Here is a 13,927-nt window from a genome sequence, read left to right as displayed (position 1 = left end):
ATACTTTGACTTCAAACCGTCTGAAACTGCCTAACGGCAGTCTTCATTTTCTTTTTCATTTTCACCTGTTAAGTGATGCAAAAAGAACCCCATTCTGATATGGTAAAGGTGTCGAAACCAACCATAAGAAAGGAGTTCTTCTCATGACTAGCTTACACAAAAACCAGGTAAAATTCAATTCAAATTTGACTATTTCACATACAGGTGGTCGCTTATCGAGTGATTCGGGTTTGGTCTTAGTTCAAGAGGTGATGAATACCTTCGACTTTTCACACGTAGCTAAACAGTGGCTCCATATTAAAGACAAACGTGTTTACTTCACACATGATAACTTAGCGATATTAGAACAACTCATTATGCAGTTAATTGCTGGGTACTCGGCAGACTCATCAGCTAATCTATTAAGACAGGATCCAGTCTTTCAAGCTGTACTCGGTAAAAAAGAGTTGGCCTCACAATCGTCAATCTCACGGTTTTTAGATCGTTTCACCGAGGAGAACATGGATCAACTCCAAGCATTAAATCAGTCGCTGATTGATAAAGCGCGTTTGATTCGCAATGACACCGAGTTAATCATTGATGTCGATTCCACACATTCGGATACCTTTGGACGCCAAGAACAAACAGATTATAATGCCCATTATCAAACCTACGGCTATCACCCATTAGTTGCATTTGACGGATTGACCGGAGATTTCCTAAAAGCTGAACTGCGTTCAGGCAATCAGTACACGTCTAAAGGGGTAAAAGCCTTTATCGACCCGCTGTTACACCACTACAAGAGCACGTTACCTCATACCGAGATATTGGTTCGGGGTGACAGCGGCTTCGCCACACCAGAGGTGTATGAATCTTGTGAAGCAACTGAAAGCCAGTACGTTATCCGATTAAAGAGCAATCGGAGGTTAAGTCAGTTAGCTGAACACTCTGTTCTTTATGGGGATAATAAAAAATGGGAAGACCGAGAAATACAGTATTTTTCACTCCCTTATCAAGCACAATCCTGGTCAAAACCCCGTCGCGTTTGTATTCGATCAATCCGTGAAGCAGGAGAGCTTCTTTTTCACCACGCATTCATTGTGACGAATCTATCCGATAATGTCTCGCCTGAAGTCATATTCTCTCTTTACGGCAAGCGTGGAACAATGGAAAATTTCATCAAAGAAGCGAAATCAGGCTTTTATTTTGACAAAACAGATAGTCCGCGTTTCCTGGAAAATCATGTCAGAATGATGATCAGTGTCCTGGCTTACAACCTCGTCAATTTTTTAAAGACCATTGGATTTGAACAAGTGAATCGGGGGATGACGATTCATTCTATACGATTGACATTGCTTAAAGTTGCCGGAAAACTCGTTAAAACAGGTAGACAAGTCTATCTCAAACTGTCGAGTTATCATGTGTATCAAACTGAATTTTATAAGGTTTTTGAACGCCTACGGCGATCTAGGCAATGGATTTAGGCTAGTTATCGTAAAAATTTTTAACCTATTTTTCCAAGGGGTCAGTCTGCCCTTAAATAGACAAATAATTTTTATTATAGCCTTCTTCCGTATATATCCTGTTCGAAAACACATTATTTTGGGAGAATGTATCTGCCTAATTTAAATATAGGCACTTTGTTCAAAAAAATAGCTTAAATTTAGAGCTATGAATTATTCAGGGTTTTAATTGTTTATTAAATCCTTCGATTAAGTTCGTTGAATAGATGGTTCGTCTGATAGTGGGAGGAAAATTATAAAATGTGACTATGGCAGGATTCAAGAGCAGATTGACAACTCTTGGATACTGCTTTCCCCATTTTTTGACCATAAAGTCCACTTGAGCCAATGCCTCTTCTTTAGACGTTGCTTGGTAAACCGCTTTGAACTCCTCACAAATTTCTTTTCGATCTCGAATACGCACTTTATGTGCGATATTTCTAGATACATGTACACAGCATTGTTGAAATTGTGCATTCGGATACACACTATGGATACTTTCTTCGATACCACTTAAACCATCGGTTACCACTAATAAAACCTCTTCTAACCCACGGTTTTTAAGATCTTGAAGAACCTCTTTCCAAATATACGCGGATTCCGTTGGGGCGATAGTGAACCCAAGAACTTCTTTGGTTCCATCCAATCGGATACCAATCGTAATGTACACGGCTTCTTTTGAAACGGTTTGTCTCTTCAAAGGAATATGTGTCGCATCCATAAAGATAACGGAATAACTGGCTTCTAACGTTCTTTCTTTAAATGCTAAAACGTCTTCAGACACGAGTTTACTCATGTTGGAGATCGTTTGTGGCGTATAGTGATGCCCATACATTTTTTCAATTAATTCGGAAATTTCAGCCATCGTAATGCCTTTTTGAAATAATTGGATAACGGTCGTTTCTAACGAATCATTGGTTCTCTTATATGCTGGGAGTGTTTGTTGAGAAAATTCGCCATTCCGATCTCTAGGAATAGTTAAATTTAGCTCTCCATATTCTGTTTTAAATGTACGTGAATAATTCCCGTTACGGGAATTTCCTGAATTGAATCCATTTCGATCATATTTTTCGTAGTCTAAAAAAGCAGTTAGCTCTGCTTGTAGAAGTGAATTAATCGCTCGTTCTAAATGATCCCGAAATAATTCATCTAAATCGCCTTTATTGAGTAGTGTTTGCATAATTTCTGTAGTAAAATTAGTCATGAGAAAGTCCTCCTATAAAATTTCGGTGTCGTAACTTTAATTTTACAGAATGGACTTTCTCTTTTTCTACCCTAAATTTCTATTTACACAAAATATTTTACGCTATCTTGCACGGAGTCAAAAAAATCGGTGGGTGGACGCTGTGGGCGAATAATCTCTTGATTTTGGCTTTAAGTCTGTTTCCTTTTGCCACGTCTTGGGTCAGTGATTTCCCCAGTGCGTTAGGAGCGCAAGTTTTTTATGGTGGCGTGATCTTATTGGCAGACTTTACTTATTTCCTATTGTGTTGGGCGCTCATTGCGGTGAATGACCGAGAAGTCAAAGAACACATCCATGCTTTTATGCGGAAAACCGGCGTAACGGTGGCAATTAACTGCTTGGCCCTTGTCATTGGTTGGTTGATTCGACCGGAGCTGGTCATAATTATCGATGGCTTGTCGCTTTTATTGTGGGTTGTGCCGTATAAAAGTATCAAACTAAAAAAAGCTTAGGAGGAAAAAAGATGAAGCGGAAAGTGAGTTTGTTTATCGCCATGAGTCTGGATGGTTACATTGCCAAAGCCGATGGTTCTGTGGCTTGGCTGGAAACCGACCGGCCCCAGACGGAAGTCGATGATAGCTATGAAAAATTTTATGCCCAAGTGGACACGGTACTTTTAGGTCGGAAAACTTATGAACAGGTGATTACTGAGCTGTCCCCAGAGGTTTACCCTTATGAAGATGTAGAATCTTACATCTTCACTTCCGCTCCGGAAAAAACAGTAGGGCGGCGACATTTTGTTAAGGGAGATGTGGTAGCCCTTGTGGAAAAATTACAAGCTCAGGCTGGTGGGGTGATTTGGATTGTCGGTGGTAGTTCCATTGTGGCACCTTTGATTGAGGCAAATTTGATTGATGAATACATCATAGCGGTGATTCCCCGTATTCTCGGTTCCGGCGTACCATTGTTTCAGCCGGGGAAGTGGGAGATTTTGCTGACACAAACGAATTCCTATGCCAAGAACGGTTTAACCTATCTTTGTTATGAGAAACAAAGGGAAAAGTAATCGGATTTTTCTAAGGAATAATCTGAAAATTTTTGAAATATTTTCATGACAAGCAAACAGAAGTGTAGTACGATAGGAGAAATAGATTGGAGGGAATCGGATGGTGGATATCAAATGGGAAGAATTGGGCTTTTCGTACATTAAAACGCCCTATCGCTTTATCGCTCATTGGCAAGATGGTGCCTGGGATGAAGGAGTTTTATCGGAGGACAATGTATTACATATTCACGAAGGTTCTCCCGCGCTTCACTATGGCCAACAGTGTTTTGAAGGTCTTAAAGCTTACCGCCGAAAAGATGGCAATATCAATCTTTTCCGCCCGGAGCAAAATAGCCAACGGATGAATCGCAGCGCTCGGCGTCTGCTGATGCCGGCAGTGCCGGAAGAGTTGTTTTTAAAAGGGGTCACGGAAACCGTCAAGGCCAATGAAGAGTATGTCCCTCCCTATGGCACTGGGGCAACCCTGTACTTGCGGCCCTTATTAATCGGTGTAGGGGAAAATATCGGGGTGCACCCGGCCAATGAATACCTCTTTGTGGTCTTTTGTATGCCTGTGGGCGCCTATTTCAAAGGTGGCCTGACACCAACTAACTTCATTGTCTCCGATTACGACCGAGCAGCGCCAAAAGGTACCGGGGCAGCGAAGGTCGGAGGCAACTATGCGGCGAGCTTATTGCCGGGAGCAGAAGCCAAGGAGCGGAACTTCTCTGATTGTATCTACTTAGATCCGGAAACTCACACGAAAATCGAAGAAGTAGGATCGGCCAACTTCTTTGGAATTACCGCAAATAATGAATTTGTAACACCGATTTCGCCTTCTATTTTGCCGAGTATCACCAAGTATTCCTTGCTGTATCTGAGTAAAGAGCGTCTGGGAATGACGGTGATTGAAGGAGATTGCCCGATTGCTGAGCTGGATCGATTTGTGGAAGCCGGGGCGTGTGGTACCGCGGCGGCTATTAGCCCAATTGGTGGCATTCAAAACGGGGATGATCTCCATGTTTTTTACAGCGAGACTGAAGTTGGACCGGTGACACAGCGATTGTACGATGAATTAATCGGCATTCAATTTGGGGATGTGGAAGCACCAGAGGGATGGATTCGAATTATCCCTGTGAAATAAAAGTAAGCTCAGGTTGCTAGTAGAACTAGGACCTGAGCTTTTTTCGTAGGAGAAAAGTGTGCTAGAATAATCCTGCGTGGACCAAGGGAAAAATTTGGTCCTAGGAAAGGAAGAATGTACATGACCACCAGTATGGAAAAAATCAATCAATTTCGGGACGAGCGCAATTGGCGTCCATTTCACAATGAAAAGGATCTCGCTTTGTCTTTGTCCCTAGAAGCCAGTGAATTATTGGAAATCTATCAGTGGAAGACATCGGCTGAAGGCAACCAAGACCGGGAACACCTGAAAGAAGAAATCGCTGATGTGCTGATTTATGCCTATATGTTAGCGGACAACTTAGGCTTTGACATCGACGAAATCATTGCCGAAAAGTTAGTCAAAAACGCCGTGAAATACCCCGCACCAGAAGCATCGAAAGCAGAGTAAAAAACCAGAACGTCTATTTAAGAGACGTTCTGGTTTTTTTATGGCTTAATCTGTGCCAAACCGTTAAAGCATCCACCATGCCTTTAACCTCGTGGACGCGCACAATTTCTACCCCGGCTTGAGCGGCAAATAAAGAGGCAGTAACGCTGGCGTAATCTCGTTCCTCAGGAGAGCTATCCCCGATTAAATGCTGAATCGTACGCTTCCGGGACACACCGTAGAGTAAAGGGAAGTCACGGAACCGAAAATCGGCCGGCTGCTGTAAGATTTGGATGTTTTCTTCCGGGGTCTTGCCAAAGCCGATACCAGGATCAAAGCACAGGCGTTCTGGGGCGATATTGTGCTCTTTGCAACGCTCAAATTGTTCCAGATAAAAGGCTTGAATGTCTTCTTTAACCGAAAGCTCTTTGCGGCGAGGGCGGGAGTGCATGATGACGATGCCTACCTGAGGAGCTGCTGCCAGCACTTCCAACATCACCGGGCTGTCCAGGCCTTTAATATCATTGATTATCTTTGTACCGGCTTCAATGGCGGCTGCCGCGACTTCTGGAAAATAAGTATCCACGGAAATCGGGACATCTGTGCGTTTTACTAATTCGCGAATGACTGGCAAAATCCGTTGGGCTTCGATTTCCGGAGTGACTTCTTGATAGCCGGGGCGGGTGGATTGCCCCCCAATGTCCAATATAGCGGCATCTTCTTTGATTAAAAGCTCGGCGTGGCTTAAGGCATCTTCTAAAGTATAATGCTGTCCGCCATCGGAAAAAGAATCCGGGGTAACATTGAGAATCCCCATGACTTGGTCTTTTTTACGAAAATCAATCATTTTCAGATACCTCCTTTATTTGCGGGATTAACTCTTGCAATGCCTGAACTCGAGGACTTAAGGCATTGCGCTGACTCGTTGGTAATTGGGCCAGAGTTTTCCCAAGACTGGGCACATAAAAAATCGGATCAAAGCCATAGCCACCATGTCCTGTTGGAGCGACTAATTGGCCGGTTAAAGCGGCACTGGCACTGAGAATGTTCCCAGCTGGGCTCACATAAACTAAGCAAGCGTGGAGAGTAAGCTGGCGTTTAGCAGGATTTTGTAGCTCCGGAGTATCATAGAGAGCCAAGAGTTCTTGGTTTTTCTCCGGACCGGAGTGACTTTTGAAAAAACGACTAGTGTGGACGCCTAAAAGTTCTGGAAAAGCGGCGAGGGCCAAACCACCATCATCCGCTAGAACTGGTTTTTGGAGTAAATCACTGTAAAAGTGCGCTTTTTCCAAGGCGTTGTCGTAGTAGGTTGTGCCACTTTCACTAGGTGCAATCGGGTTGGTTAGGTACTCTTGGATGCCCACAAGATGCACATCTGACGGAACAAGGGCTAGAGCTTCTTGCATCTCATTTAATTTTCCTTGGTTCCAAGTGCCGACGATTAGTTCCATCAAACAGCCTCCTTATCCTTGAATGGCTTGTAAGAAGTCAGTTTTCAAATCACGATCGCTTTGGAAGCAACCACTATAATAGAACGTTTTCGTGCGACTTTGGGGACTGCGCACGCCTCGCATGGCCATACACAAGTGTTCGGCTTCAATGACGACCGCCACACCTTTTAAAGGAATATGGGCGGCTAATTCTTGGCCAATCATCTCCGTTAAGTTTTCTTGCACGGAGGGCCGACGAGCACAGTGTTCCACCAAGCGAGGGAGTTTCGATAATCCAATGACTTTGTCTTCTGCCGGGATATAAGCGATGTGAACCAGTCCAAAGAAGGGCAGTAGGTGGTGTTCACACATGGAGTAAAAATGAATATCCTTAACCACCACCATCTCGGTTTGACTGGTGGACTCAAACAGCTTATAGTCGTCAAAGATTGTGTTTAAACCACTGAAGACCTCTGCATACATACGAGCCACCCGGGCCGGAGTCTCTACTAATCCCGGACGATTGGGATCTTCCCCCACCGCGGTTAAGATGTCTCTGACAGCATTTTCGATCATTCGTTGTTTGTTTTCTTCCAAGATTACCACACCTTTTCACTTAGTCTTACGGTCTTTTCATCCCCGGTTGCTTCGATCCATTCCGATAAACTTTTTCCTTGTAACGTCTTTTCTTGGTAGACATCTTGCAAAGGAATCAGGACGAAGGCTCGTTTGGTGATTTCCACATGAGGAATCGTCAAGCGAGGCGTCGTGAGTTTGACATCATCCAGCAGCAAAATGTCGATATCAATCGTGCGGGGACCCCAATGAATCGTGCGCACCCGGCCTAAGTCGGCTTCAATCTGGTGAATCTTTCCCAGTAAAAAGCCCGGTTCCAATGTAGTCTCAATCCGAATCACGGCGTTGAGAAAATCATCTTGGGCCACTGGACCATACGGATCGGTTTCATACAAGGACGAAGAGGCCACGACCTGGACTTCTGGGAGTGCCTCTAAAGCCGCTCTAGCAGCTTTTAGATTGGCTAAGGAATTCCCTTGATTGCTCCCTAATGCTAAATAACCAATCATTCGGCGAACCTTCTTTCTAGCTGGACTTCCACATTGTCGAAAGCGCCAGGCATGGGCACACCGTATTTCCGAACCCGAACGAGGGCACTGTCTAGCTGTGCTCCAAAGTCCGCTTCAATATCATCTAAAATAGCGGAGGCTACCGCTTCGATAAGGTTAAAGGAGCGGGTAGTAATGGTTTGAGAGATTTTTTCATTGACTGCCGCATAATTGACGGTATCTGCCACATCGTCTGTTTTACCGGCTGTTGAGAGATCTAGTCGTAGCTCAATATCCACTTCTAACTGTTGCCCGAGAATTTTTTCTTCCGGCAACACACCATTTTTGGTGAAAAATTTCTGATTGTTAATCCGAATGCAATCCATCTGATTTCCTCCTTAAATTGACTTGATATTGGGCTTATTATACCAAAGGAAGAGCAGTAGAAGATAGACGGGGCCTCTTTTTTGAACCCAGTGCGGCAAATTCCAAGGAAAACGCTGAAAAGTTCGCGTTTTTTCCGGGAAATAAGGTAGGATAGAAGTAAGATGAGTAAAGGAGAGAGAAACTATGACTTTTTCAATGAATGACTTTCGTTTAGACGGTCAAGTGGCGCTGGTCACAGGTGGCTCCCACGGGATTGGTTTTGAAATCGCCAGCGCGTTACACGAAGCTGGGGCAAAAGTAGCATTTAATAGCTCCAGTGAACGTTCCAGAGAGCGTGGCTTGGAAAATTATGCGAAAGCGGGGATTCCGGCTTCTGGGTATGTTTGTGATGTCACCGATGAAGCTGCGGTAGCCCAAATGGTAAAAAGCATTACCGCAGATTTAGGACCAATCAATATTTTGGTGAACAATGCAGGAATCATCAAACGCATTCCCATGTTGGAAATGAGTGCGGCGGATTTTCGTCAAGTGGTCGACGTGGATCTTACCGGGCCATTTATCGCAGCAAAGGCAGTTTTACCGGGAATGATTGCTCAAGGTCAAGGAAAAATCATCAATATCTGCTCCATGATGAGTGAGCTAGGGCGAGAGACGGTGGCAGGCTATGCGGCGGCTAAAGGGGGCTTGAAGATGTTGACTAAAAATATCTGTGCCGAATTTGGCGGGGCCAATATCCAGTGTAATGGCATTGGGCCGGGCTACATCGCCACTCCTCAAACCGCGCCGCTGCGGGAGACACAGCCAGATGGCAGTCGTCATCCTTTTGATGCCTTTATTCGGGATCGGACGCCGGCGGATCGCTGGGGGGAAACTGGGGATTTGAAAGGACCAGCTGTTTTTTTATCTTCCCGGGCATCTGATTTTATTAACGGACATATTCTATACGTGGACGGGGGTATCTTGTCTACTTTGGGAAAACAACCTGAATGAGAAAAAGTTTAGTTATTTATACTCAATGATGAGCGTTTTCTTTCTAGTCAAATCTGGAAAGTTTCTGAAAAAGAACGGATGTTTCTGCTATTTAATGGAAATATCCCAAGAAAAGGGCGGTATTACTAGCGCTTAAGCCATAAGTTTGCTAAAATATAAGCGTTGGTTAGGCAACAGCCTAACAAATTAGGACTCAATTTAGGAGGAAATTTATCATGCCAGTAGTATCATCAGTAGAATTTCTGAAAGCAGCTCGTAAAGGCGGTTACGCAATTGGCGGGTACAACACAAACAACTTGGAATGGACACAAGCTTTGTTAACTGCAGCAGAAGCGAAAAAAGCACCAGTGCTTATCCAAACTTCTATGGGTGCTGCAAAATACATGGGCGGCTACAAAGTAATCGTTGACCTTGTAAACAACTTGATCGACTCAATGGGTATCACTGTTCCTGTTGCATTGCACTTGGACCATGGTGACTATGAAGCAGCTTTGGAATGTATCGAAGTTGGTTATTCTTCCGTTATGTTCGATGGCTCTCACTTGCCATTTGAAGAAAACTTGAAATTGGCTAAAGACGTTGTTGAAAAAGCACATGCAAAAGGCATCGCTGTTGAATGTGAAGTTGGTTCAATCGGTGGGGAAGAAGACGGCATCATCGGTGCTGGCGAATTAGCTGATATCAACGAATGCGTACAAATGGTTGCTACCGGAATCGACTCTCTAGCATGTGGGATTGGGAACATCCACGGTGTTTACCCTGAAAACTGGCAAGGTCTTGCTTTTGACCACTTGCAAGAAATTGCAGCTGCTGTCGGCGAAGATGTGCCATTGGTATTGCACGGCGGATCTGGTATCCCTCAAGAACAAATCGAAAAAGCAATCTCCATGGGGATTTCTAAAGTTAACGTTAATACTGAATTCCAATTGTCATTTGCTAAAGCAACTCGTGAATACATCGAAGCTGGTAAAGACCATGAAGGTAAAGGTTTCGACCCTCGTAAATTGTTGGCACCTGGTAAAGCTGCCATCATCAAAGACGCTGAAGAACACATCGACTGGTTCGGTTCTGCTAACAAAGCATAATTCAGACTTTGAGAAAACTCCTATCGTTTCGGCGATGGGAGTTTTTTTGTGCTTTCTTTTACTCGCCTTTTCATCTTCCAACATGTTATTCTTAAAATAGTGAAAAAACTAGTAACGAAACTTTTTCCTTTAAAATACACGATTGTAAAGCCAATGCAACCGCCAGTTGACAAAAAACAACTAGGAATTTCTAGTAGGTAACTGAGTTCTACTGTATTTTAATAGTAGGAAGTGTACAAAATCCAATAAAGAGGTGAGCAACATGATTTTAGCAGATAAGATTATTCGAGAGCGTAAGAAGAACGGTTGGACCCAAGAAGAGTTGGCGGAATTAATGAATGTCTCCCGGCAATCGGTCTCCAAATGGGAAAGCGCCCAATCGATTCCCGATATCAATAAAGTGATTCGTTTATCGGAATTGTTTGGCGTGAGCACGGATTACCTATTTAAAGATGAAATCGAAGAACCGGAATTTGTGGATACAGAGGAAGTCGCTGGTCGTAAAGTAACCTTAGCAGAAGCCCACCAGTTTCTACGTCTGAAAGATAAGACATCAAAACTAATCGCATTGGCCACGGTTTTGTGTATGCTAGCACCGATCCCTTTGATTGTGCTTGGGGGCATTAGTAGTCAATATCCACACACTTTGTCTGAAATGATAGCAGGAATCACAGGGCTCTTGTTGTTACTACTTATCATCACGCCAGCCGTGGCAATCTTCATTTACAGCGGTTCTCAGACCGAGGCTTTTCATTTCTTAGATGAGGAGATTTTTGAGACGGAATACGGTGTGACAGGCATGGTGAGGGAGCGGCAAAAAGCGTATCATGGCACCTACACGCGGAACAATATCATCGCCACTAGTCTGTGTATCTTAGGGGTCTTGCCTTTATTACTCAGCTCGTTTACCGAAAATGAAGTATACATCGTGATCGGTTTGGCGACACTTTTGGTAATTGAAGCCATTGGGGTAGCGATTTTTATTATCAATGCCATTCGTTGGGAAAGCATGTTGAAGCTTTTGCAAGAAGGCGACTACAGCAGACAAATGAAGCAAGAAGCGAATCGGACCAATGGCATTGCGGCAATTTATTGGCCGGTTGTCATCGCTTTGTATCTTGGCTACAGCTTTTTGACCAATAACTGGCACACGAGCTGGGTGATTTGGCCGGTGGCAGGGGTGCTCTATGGCGCCGTGATCGCTGTGGTCAAGTTGTTTCAAAAGAACAACTGATTGAAATTAAATCCCACAAGAAAGAATCCGTTGAGGAAGGATATCCGGTTTTCAAGTAGCAGAAAAAAGCTACCGGATTTCCTGACGCGGCGGTTTCTTTTTTGTGTCTGGGGTCGATCTTCCTTGCGACTTCTTTCTAGTGGCAATTTGTAGTATAGTTTGGAGAGACAAACTTTAGGAGTAGGTAATAATGAAACAAACTAGCAGACAAAAACTACGAGGCACCGCTAAAAAGCTGAGTCTCTTTTTAGGAGTCATGGCATTAATCGGCTTAACCGGCTGTCAAACTACCCCAGAAAAAGACTCGCATGCGTCGAGTAGTCCATCCACAGAGGTGAGTCAGACTGTTTCCTCGGATCATTCTTCCACGGAGACGACTGCGACATCCACCACTGAGAGCACCACGGTGAGTCCTTCCGATGAGATTATTAAGGCTAAAGCAGAAGCGCTGAATCTGGATTTGGCAACGAAGGACTATTCCGGCGGGGAGCAAACCATTGAGCTCAATGACAATGTGCCCTTATTTACCAGTGCAGAGCTCGATACAAGTAAAGGTGCCTGGGAGCACTACGGAGATCTGGATCAGTTAAACCGTGCTACGGAAGCCGATGCGTTACTTAATCAAAGCTTGATGCCTACGGAAAAACGGGGAGATATCTCCAGTGTGACGCCCACCGGCTGGCACAATAAAGAAATCAAAGGGGGCTATCTCTACAATCGCTCCCATCTGATTGGTTTTGCTTTATCCGGGGAAAATGCCAATTGGAAAAATTTAATCACCGGTACCCGGCAATTAAACAGCCCCGGGATGTTACTTTATGAAATGGACATCAAAAGTTTTCTAGAGCAAAGTCCCGAACACTATGTCCGTTATCGGGTGACGCCGATTTTTCGAGAGGAGGAGCTTTTGGCACGAGGCGTTCACTTGGAAGCCCAGTCCATTGGGGATGATCAGATCAGCTTCAATGTGTATATCTTTAATGTGCAAGAAGGTGTCACGTTAAATTATGCAGATGGCACCAGTGTCGTAGCACCAGAATATGCAAAAAATGATAGCAGTACCACCAAAAGCTCAGATTCTCAAGCAGAGACGGATACTAGTGCTGCTACTACCACCAATCCTGATGTAGAAAAAGTCGTCTACATCACTCGCAGTGGGGAAAAGTATCATAGCCATGCGCATGGACCGGGGGATTTCACCAAGTCCAATCTGGCTTTGGTAAAATCTTTGGGACTAAAGCCTTGTAAGGTCTGCTATGGTCAATAAGTGACCACAGATGAATCAAGGTAGCTTGTCAGAACAAGGGAAATAGGGTATGCTTGCCCTAAGAAATATGTTTGCAGGGGGACGCATTGGCGTTGAGAAGGTAAAACCTGACCCTTTGAACCTGTTGGCTAAAACCAGCGTAGGGAGCAACGTCTTGAAGCACATGGTCCTTTTGTGAACCATCGTCCATTCAGACATCTCCTTAACTTGGAGGTGTCTTTTCTTTTGGAAAAGACACCGGAAAAAACACAAACAAGGAGGAGTAACAATGAAAACAGCATTAACGATTGCCGGTTCTGATTGCAGTGGCGGAGCGGGGATTCAAGCAGATTTGAAGACTTTTTCAGCTCACGGAGTTTTTGGTATGTCGGCCATTACTTCTGTGGTGGCAGAAAATACCGTACGGGTCATTAGCTATCAAGATATGACTCCGGAGATTATCCAAGAGCAGATCACCGCAGTTTGTGAGGATATCTTTCCCGATGGAGTGAAAATCGGCATGTTGTCTTGCAAAGAAACCATGGAGGCAGTGGCCGCAAGTCTTACAAAATGGCAAGTACCAAACATTGTCTTAGACCCGGTGATGTATGCCAAAAATGGCAGCGCCCTGATGGAGGAAGAAGCCATCGCAACCTTGATTGAGAAAGTTTTGCCCCTAGCTACTTTGATTACGCCCAATATTCCCGAGGCCGAAAAAATCGCGGATATGCAAATCACCACGTTGGCTGAAATGGAACAAGCGGCTCGGCTAATTCATCAGGCTACCGGGGCGGCGGTTTTAGTGAAGGGAGGCCATCGAGTAGCAGATGCCACAGACCTCTTATTTGACGGAGAAACACTATTTTCTTATGAGGCCCCACGAATCGATACGAAGAACACCCATGGTACAGGCTGCACCTTGTCTTCAGCGATTTGTGCCCAGCTGGCCTTAGGGGCGCGTTTACCTGAAGCGGTGCAGCAGGCAAAAGACTATATCACCCAAGCGATTCAGCAAGCTTTACCTCTTGGAGCAGGGCACGGACCGACCCATCATTTCTGGGCTTTTTATCCGAACGACTAGCTATTCTTATTAAAAGCTGACAAAGGCCGCCATTTCTTAAGAGATGGCGGTTTTTGCCGTGGCTTTATGAAAGGAAACAGAGATTCTTATTTAGAAAAGCAGTCCTTTGTGTTAAAATCGGAAGAGATATACAAAATTTAGCTAATAAA

Annotated in this window: 15 protein-coding genes, 1 pseudogene and 1 riboswitch; of the genes and pseudogenes, 10 read left to right on the top strand and 6 right to left on the bottom strand. The window is 44.3% G+C overall.

Annotated elements, in window-relative coordinates:
• Positions 1-143: 143 nt before the first annotated feature.
• Positions 144-1,463: an IS1380 family transposase gene (locus I579_RS00410; protein ID WP_010753805.1), complete on the top strand. Its 1,320-nt coding sequence runs from the start codon at positions 144-146 to the stop codon at positions 1,461-1,463.
• Positions 1,464-1,665: 202 nt separating this feature from the next.
• Here the strand turns inward: I579_RS00410 and I579_RS00405 are convergent.
• A pseudogene (locus tag I579_RS00405) lies at positions 1,666-2,685 on the bottom strand (IS256 family transposase); the annotation flags it as partial.
• Positions 2,686-2,792: 107 nt separating this feature from the next.
• Here I579_RS00405 and I579_RS00400 point away from each other — a divergent pair.
• The 4 genes from I579_RS00400 (at position 2,793) to I579_RS00385 (ending at position 5,282) form a co-directional block, all read left to right on the top strand.
• Positions 2,793-3,176 carry a TMEM175 family protein gene (locus I579_RS00400; RefSeq protein ID WP_010753181.1) on the top strand — a complete coding sequence of 128 codons (384 nt, stop codon included), beginning with the start codon at positions 2,793-2,795 and terminating at the stop codon, positions 3,174-3,176.
• Between the two features lie 11 nt (positions 3,177-3,187).
• Complete coding sequence (locus I579_RS00395; protein ID WP_010753182.1) at positions 3,188-3,730, top strand: dihydrofolate reductase family protein; 543 nt, start codon at positions 3,188-3,190, stop codon at positions 3,728-3,730.
• Positions 3,731-3,830: 100 nt separating this feature from the next.
• A complete protein-coding gene (locus tag I579_RS00390; protein WP_010753183.1) occupies positions 3,831-4,853 on the top strand; it encodes a branched-chain amino acid aminotransferase in 1,023 nt (340 codons plus the stop codon).
• A gap of 120 nt (positions 4,854-4,973) precedes the next feature.
• On the top strand, positions 4,974-5,282 hold the full coding sequence (locus I579_RS00385) for a nucleotide pyrophosphohydrolase (protein ID WP_010753184.1): 309 nt from the start codon (positions 4,974-4,976) through the stop codon (positions 5,280-5,282).
• A gap of 13 nt (positions 5,283-5,295) precedes the next feature.
• Here I579_RS00385 and folP read toward each other — a convergent pair whose 3' ends face one another.
• Genes folP through folB form a run of 5 tightly spaced genes read right to left on the bottom strand, consistent with a single transcriptional unit; the run spans position 5,296 to position 8,141 of the window.
• The gene (folP, locus tag I579_RS00380; RefSeq protein ID WP_010753185.1) at positions 5,296-6,108 is read right to left on the bottom strand and encodes a dihydropteroate synthase; all 813 of its coding nucleotides are present in this window, start codon (positions 6,106-6,108) and stop codon (positions 5,296-5,298) included.
• Positions 6,101-6,712, bottom strand: coding sequence for a non-canonical purine NTP pyrophosphatase (locus I579_RS00375; RefSeq protein WP_010753186.1), 612 nt, complete (start codon positions 6,710-6,712; stop codon positions 6,101-6,103). The genes folP and I579_RS00375 overlap by 8 nt, the downstream gene beginning before the upstream one ends.
• Positions 6,713-6,724: 12 nt before the next feature.
• Entirely contained in the window at positions 6,725-7,291 is a 567-nt protein-coding gene (folE, locus tag I579_RS00370) for a GTP cyclohydrolase I FolE (protein WP_034810382.1), read from the bottom strand.
• The gene (gene folK, locus I579_RS00365) at positions 7,291-7,776 is read right to left on the bottom strand and encodes a 2-amino-4-hydroxy-6-hydroxymethyldihydropteridine diphosphokinase (RefSeq protein ID WP_010753188.1); all 486 of its coding nucleotides are present in this window, start codon (positions 7,774-7,776) and stop codon (positions 7,291-7,293) included. The genes folE and folK overlap by 1 nt, the downstream gene beginning before the upstream one ends.
• Positions 7,773-8,141 (bottom strand): dihydroneopterin aldolase, encoded by a 369-nt coding sequence (gene folB / locus I579_RS00360; RefSeq protein ID WP_010753189.1) that lies wholly within the window; start codon positions 8,139-8,141, stop codon positions 7,773-7,775. Before folB ends, folK begins: the two co-directional genes overlap by 4 nt.
• 184 nt (positions 8,142-8,325) lie before the next feature.
• Here folB and I579_RS00355 point away from each other — a divergent pair, with 184 nt between their 5' ends.
• The 5 genes from I579_RS00355 to thiD all read left to right on the top strand — a co-directional run bounded on the left by I579_RS00355 (position 8,326) and on the right by thiD (position 13,778).
• Entirely contained in the window at positions 8,326-9,132 is an 807-nt protein-coding gene (locus tag I579_RS00355; RefSeq protein ID WP_010753190.1) for a gluconate 5-dehydrogenase, read from the top strand.
• Between the two features lie 215 nt (positions 9,133-9,347).
• Positions 9,348-10,217 (top strand): class II fructose-bisphosphate aldolase, encoded by an 870-nt coding sequence (locus I579_RS00350; protein WP_010753191.1) that lies wholly within the window; start codon positions 9,348-9,350, stop codon positions 10,215-10,217.
• A 262-nt stretch (positions 10,218-10,479) separates the two neighbouring features.
• Positions 10,480-11,451, top strand: a complete 972-nt coding sequence (locus I579_RS00345) for a helix-turn-helix domain-containing protein (RefSeq protein WP_010753192.1) — start codon at positions 10,480-10,482, stop codon at positions 11,449-11,451.
• Positions 11,452-11,641: 190 nt separating this feature from the next.
• Positions 11,642-12,718, top strand: a complete 1,077-nt coding sequence (locus tag I579_RS00340) for a DNA/RNA non-specific endonuclease (RefSeq protein ID WP_010753193.1) — start codon at positions 11,642-11,644, stop codon at positions 12,716-12,718.
• Between the two features lie 65 nt (positions 12,719-12,783).
• Positions 12,784-12,881: riboswitch (TPP riboswitch) on the top strand.
• Between the two features lie 105 nt (positions 12,882-12,986).
• Entirely contained in the window at positions 12,987-13,778 is a 792-nt protein-coding gene (gene thiD, locus I579_RS00335) for a bifunctional hydroxymethylpyrimidine kinase/phosphomethylpyrimidine kinase (RefSeq protein ID WP_010753194.1), read from the top strand.
• The last annotated feature ends 149 nt before the right edge of the window (positions 13,779-13,927 follow it).

Origin of the sequence: Enterococcus asini ATCC 700915 (genome assembly GCF_000407365.1) — a bacterium.
GTDB classification, from domain to species: domain Bacteria; phylum Bacillota; class Bacilli; order Lactobacillales; family Enterococcaceae; genus Enterococcus_C; species Enterococcus_C asini.
Note: the sequence above shows the minus strand (reverse complement) of the source record. Positions and strands in the feature narration are given on the sequence as shown.

Excerpts from the sequence above, each read along its gene's own strand:
- folP (WP_010753185.1), bottom strand. The coding sequence starts at position 6,108 with ATGATTGATTTTCGTAAAAAAGACCAAGTCATGGGGATTCTCAATGTT.
- I579_RS00390 (WP_010753183.1), top strand. The coding sequence starts at position 3,831 with ATGGTGGATATCAAATGGGAAGAATTGGGCTTTTCGTACATTAAAACG.
- folB (WP_010753189.1), bottom strand. The coding sequence starts at position 8,141 with ATGGATTGCATTCGGATTAACAATCAGAAATTTTTCACCAAAAATGGT.
- I579_RS00340 (WP_010753193.1), top strand. The coding sequence starts at position 11,642 with ATGAAACAAACTAGCAGACAAAAACTACGAGGCACCGCTAAAAAGCTG.
- I579_RS00410 (WP_010753805.1), top strand. The coding sequence starts at position 144 with ATGACTAGCTTACACAAAAACCAGGTAAAATTCAATTCAAATTTGACT.
- folK (WP_010753188.1), bottom strand. The coding sequence starts at position 7,776 with ATGATTGGTTATTTAGCATTAGGGAGCAATCAAGGGAATTCCTTAGCC.
- I579_RS00350 (WP_010753191.1), top strand. The coding sequence starts at position 9,348 with ATGCCAGTAGTATCATCAGTAGAATTTCTGAAAGCAGCTCGTAAAGGC.
- I579_RS00345 (WP_010753192.1), top strand. The coding sequence starts at position 10,480 with ATGATTTTAGCAGATAAGATTATTCGAGAGCGTAAGAAGAACGGTTGG.
- I579_RS00375 (WP_010753186.1), bottom strand. The coding sequence starts at position 6,712 with ATGGAACTAATCGTCGGCACTTGGAACCAAGGAAAATTAAATGAGATG.
- I579_RS00355 (WP_010753190.1), top strand. The coding sequence starts at position 8,326 with ATGACTTTTTCAATGAATGACTTTCGTTTAGACGGTCAAGTGGCGCTG.
- thiD (WP_010753194.1), top strand. The coding sequence starts at position 12,987 with ATGAAAACAGCATTAACGATTGCCGGTTCTGATTGCAGTGGCGGAGCG.
- I579_RS00385 (WP_010753184.1), top strand. The coding sequence starts at position 4,974 with ATGACCACCAGTATGGAAAAAATCAATCAATTTCGGGACGAGCGCAAT.
- I579_RS00395 (WP_010753182.1), top strand. The coding sequence starts at position 3,188 with ATGAAGCGGAAAGTGAGTTTGTTTATCGCCATGAGTCTGGATGGTTAC.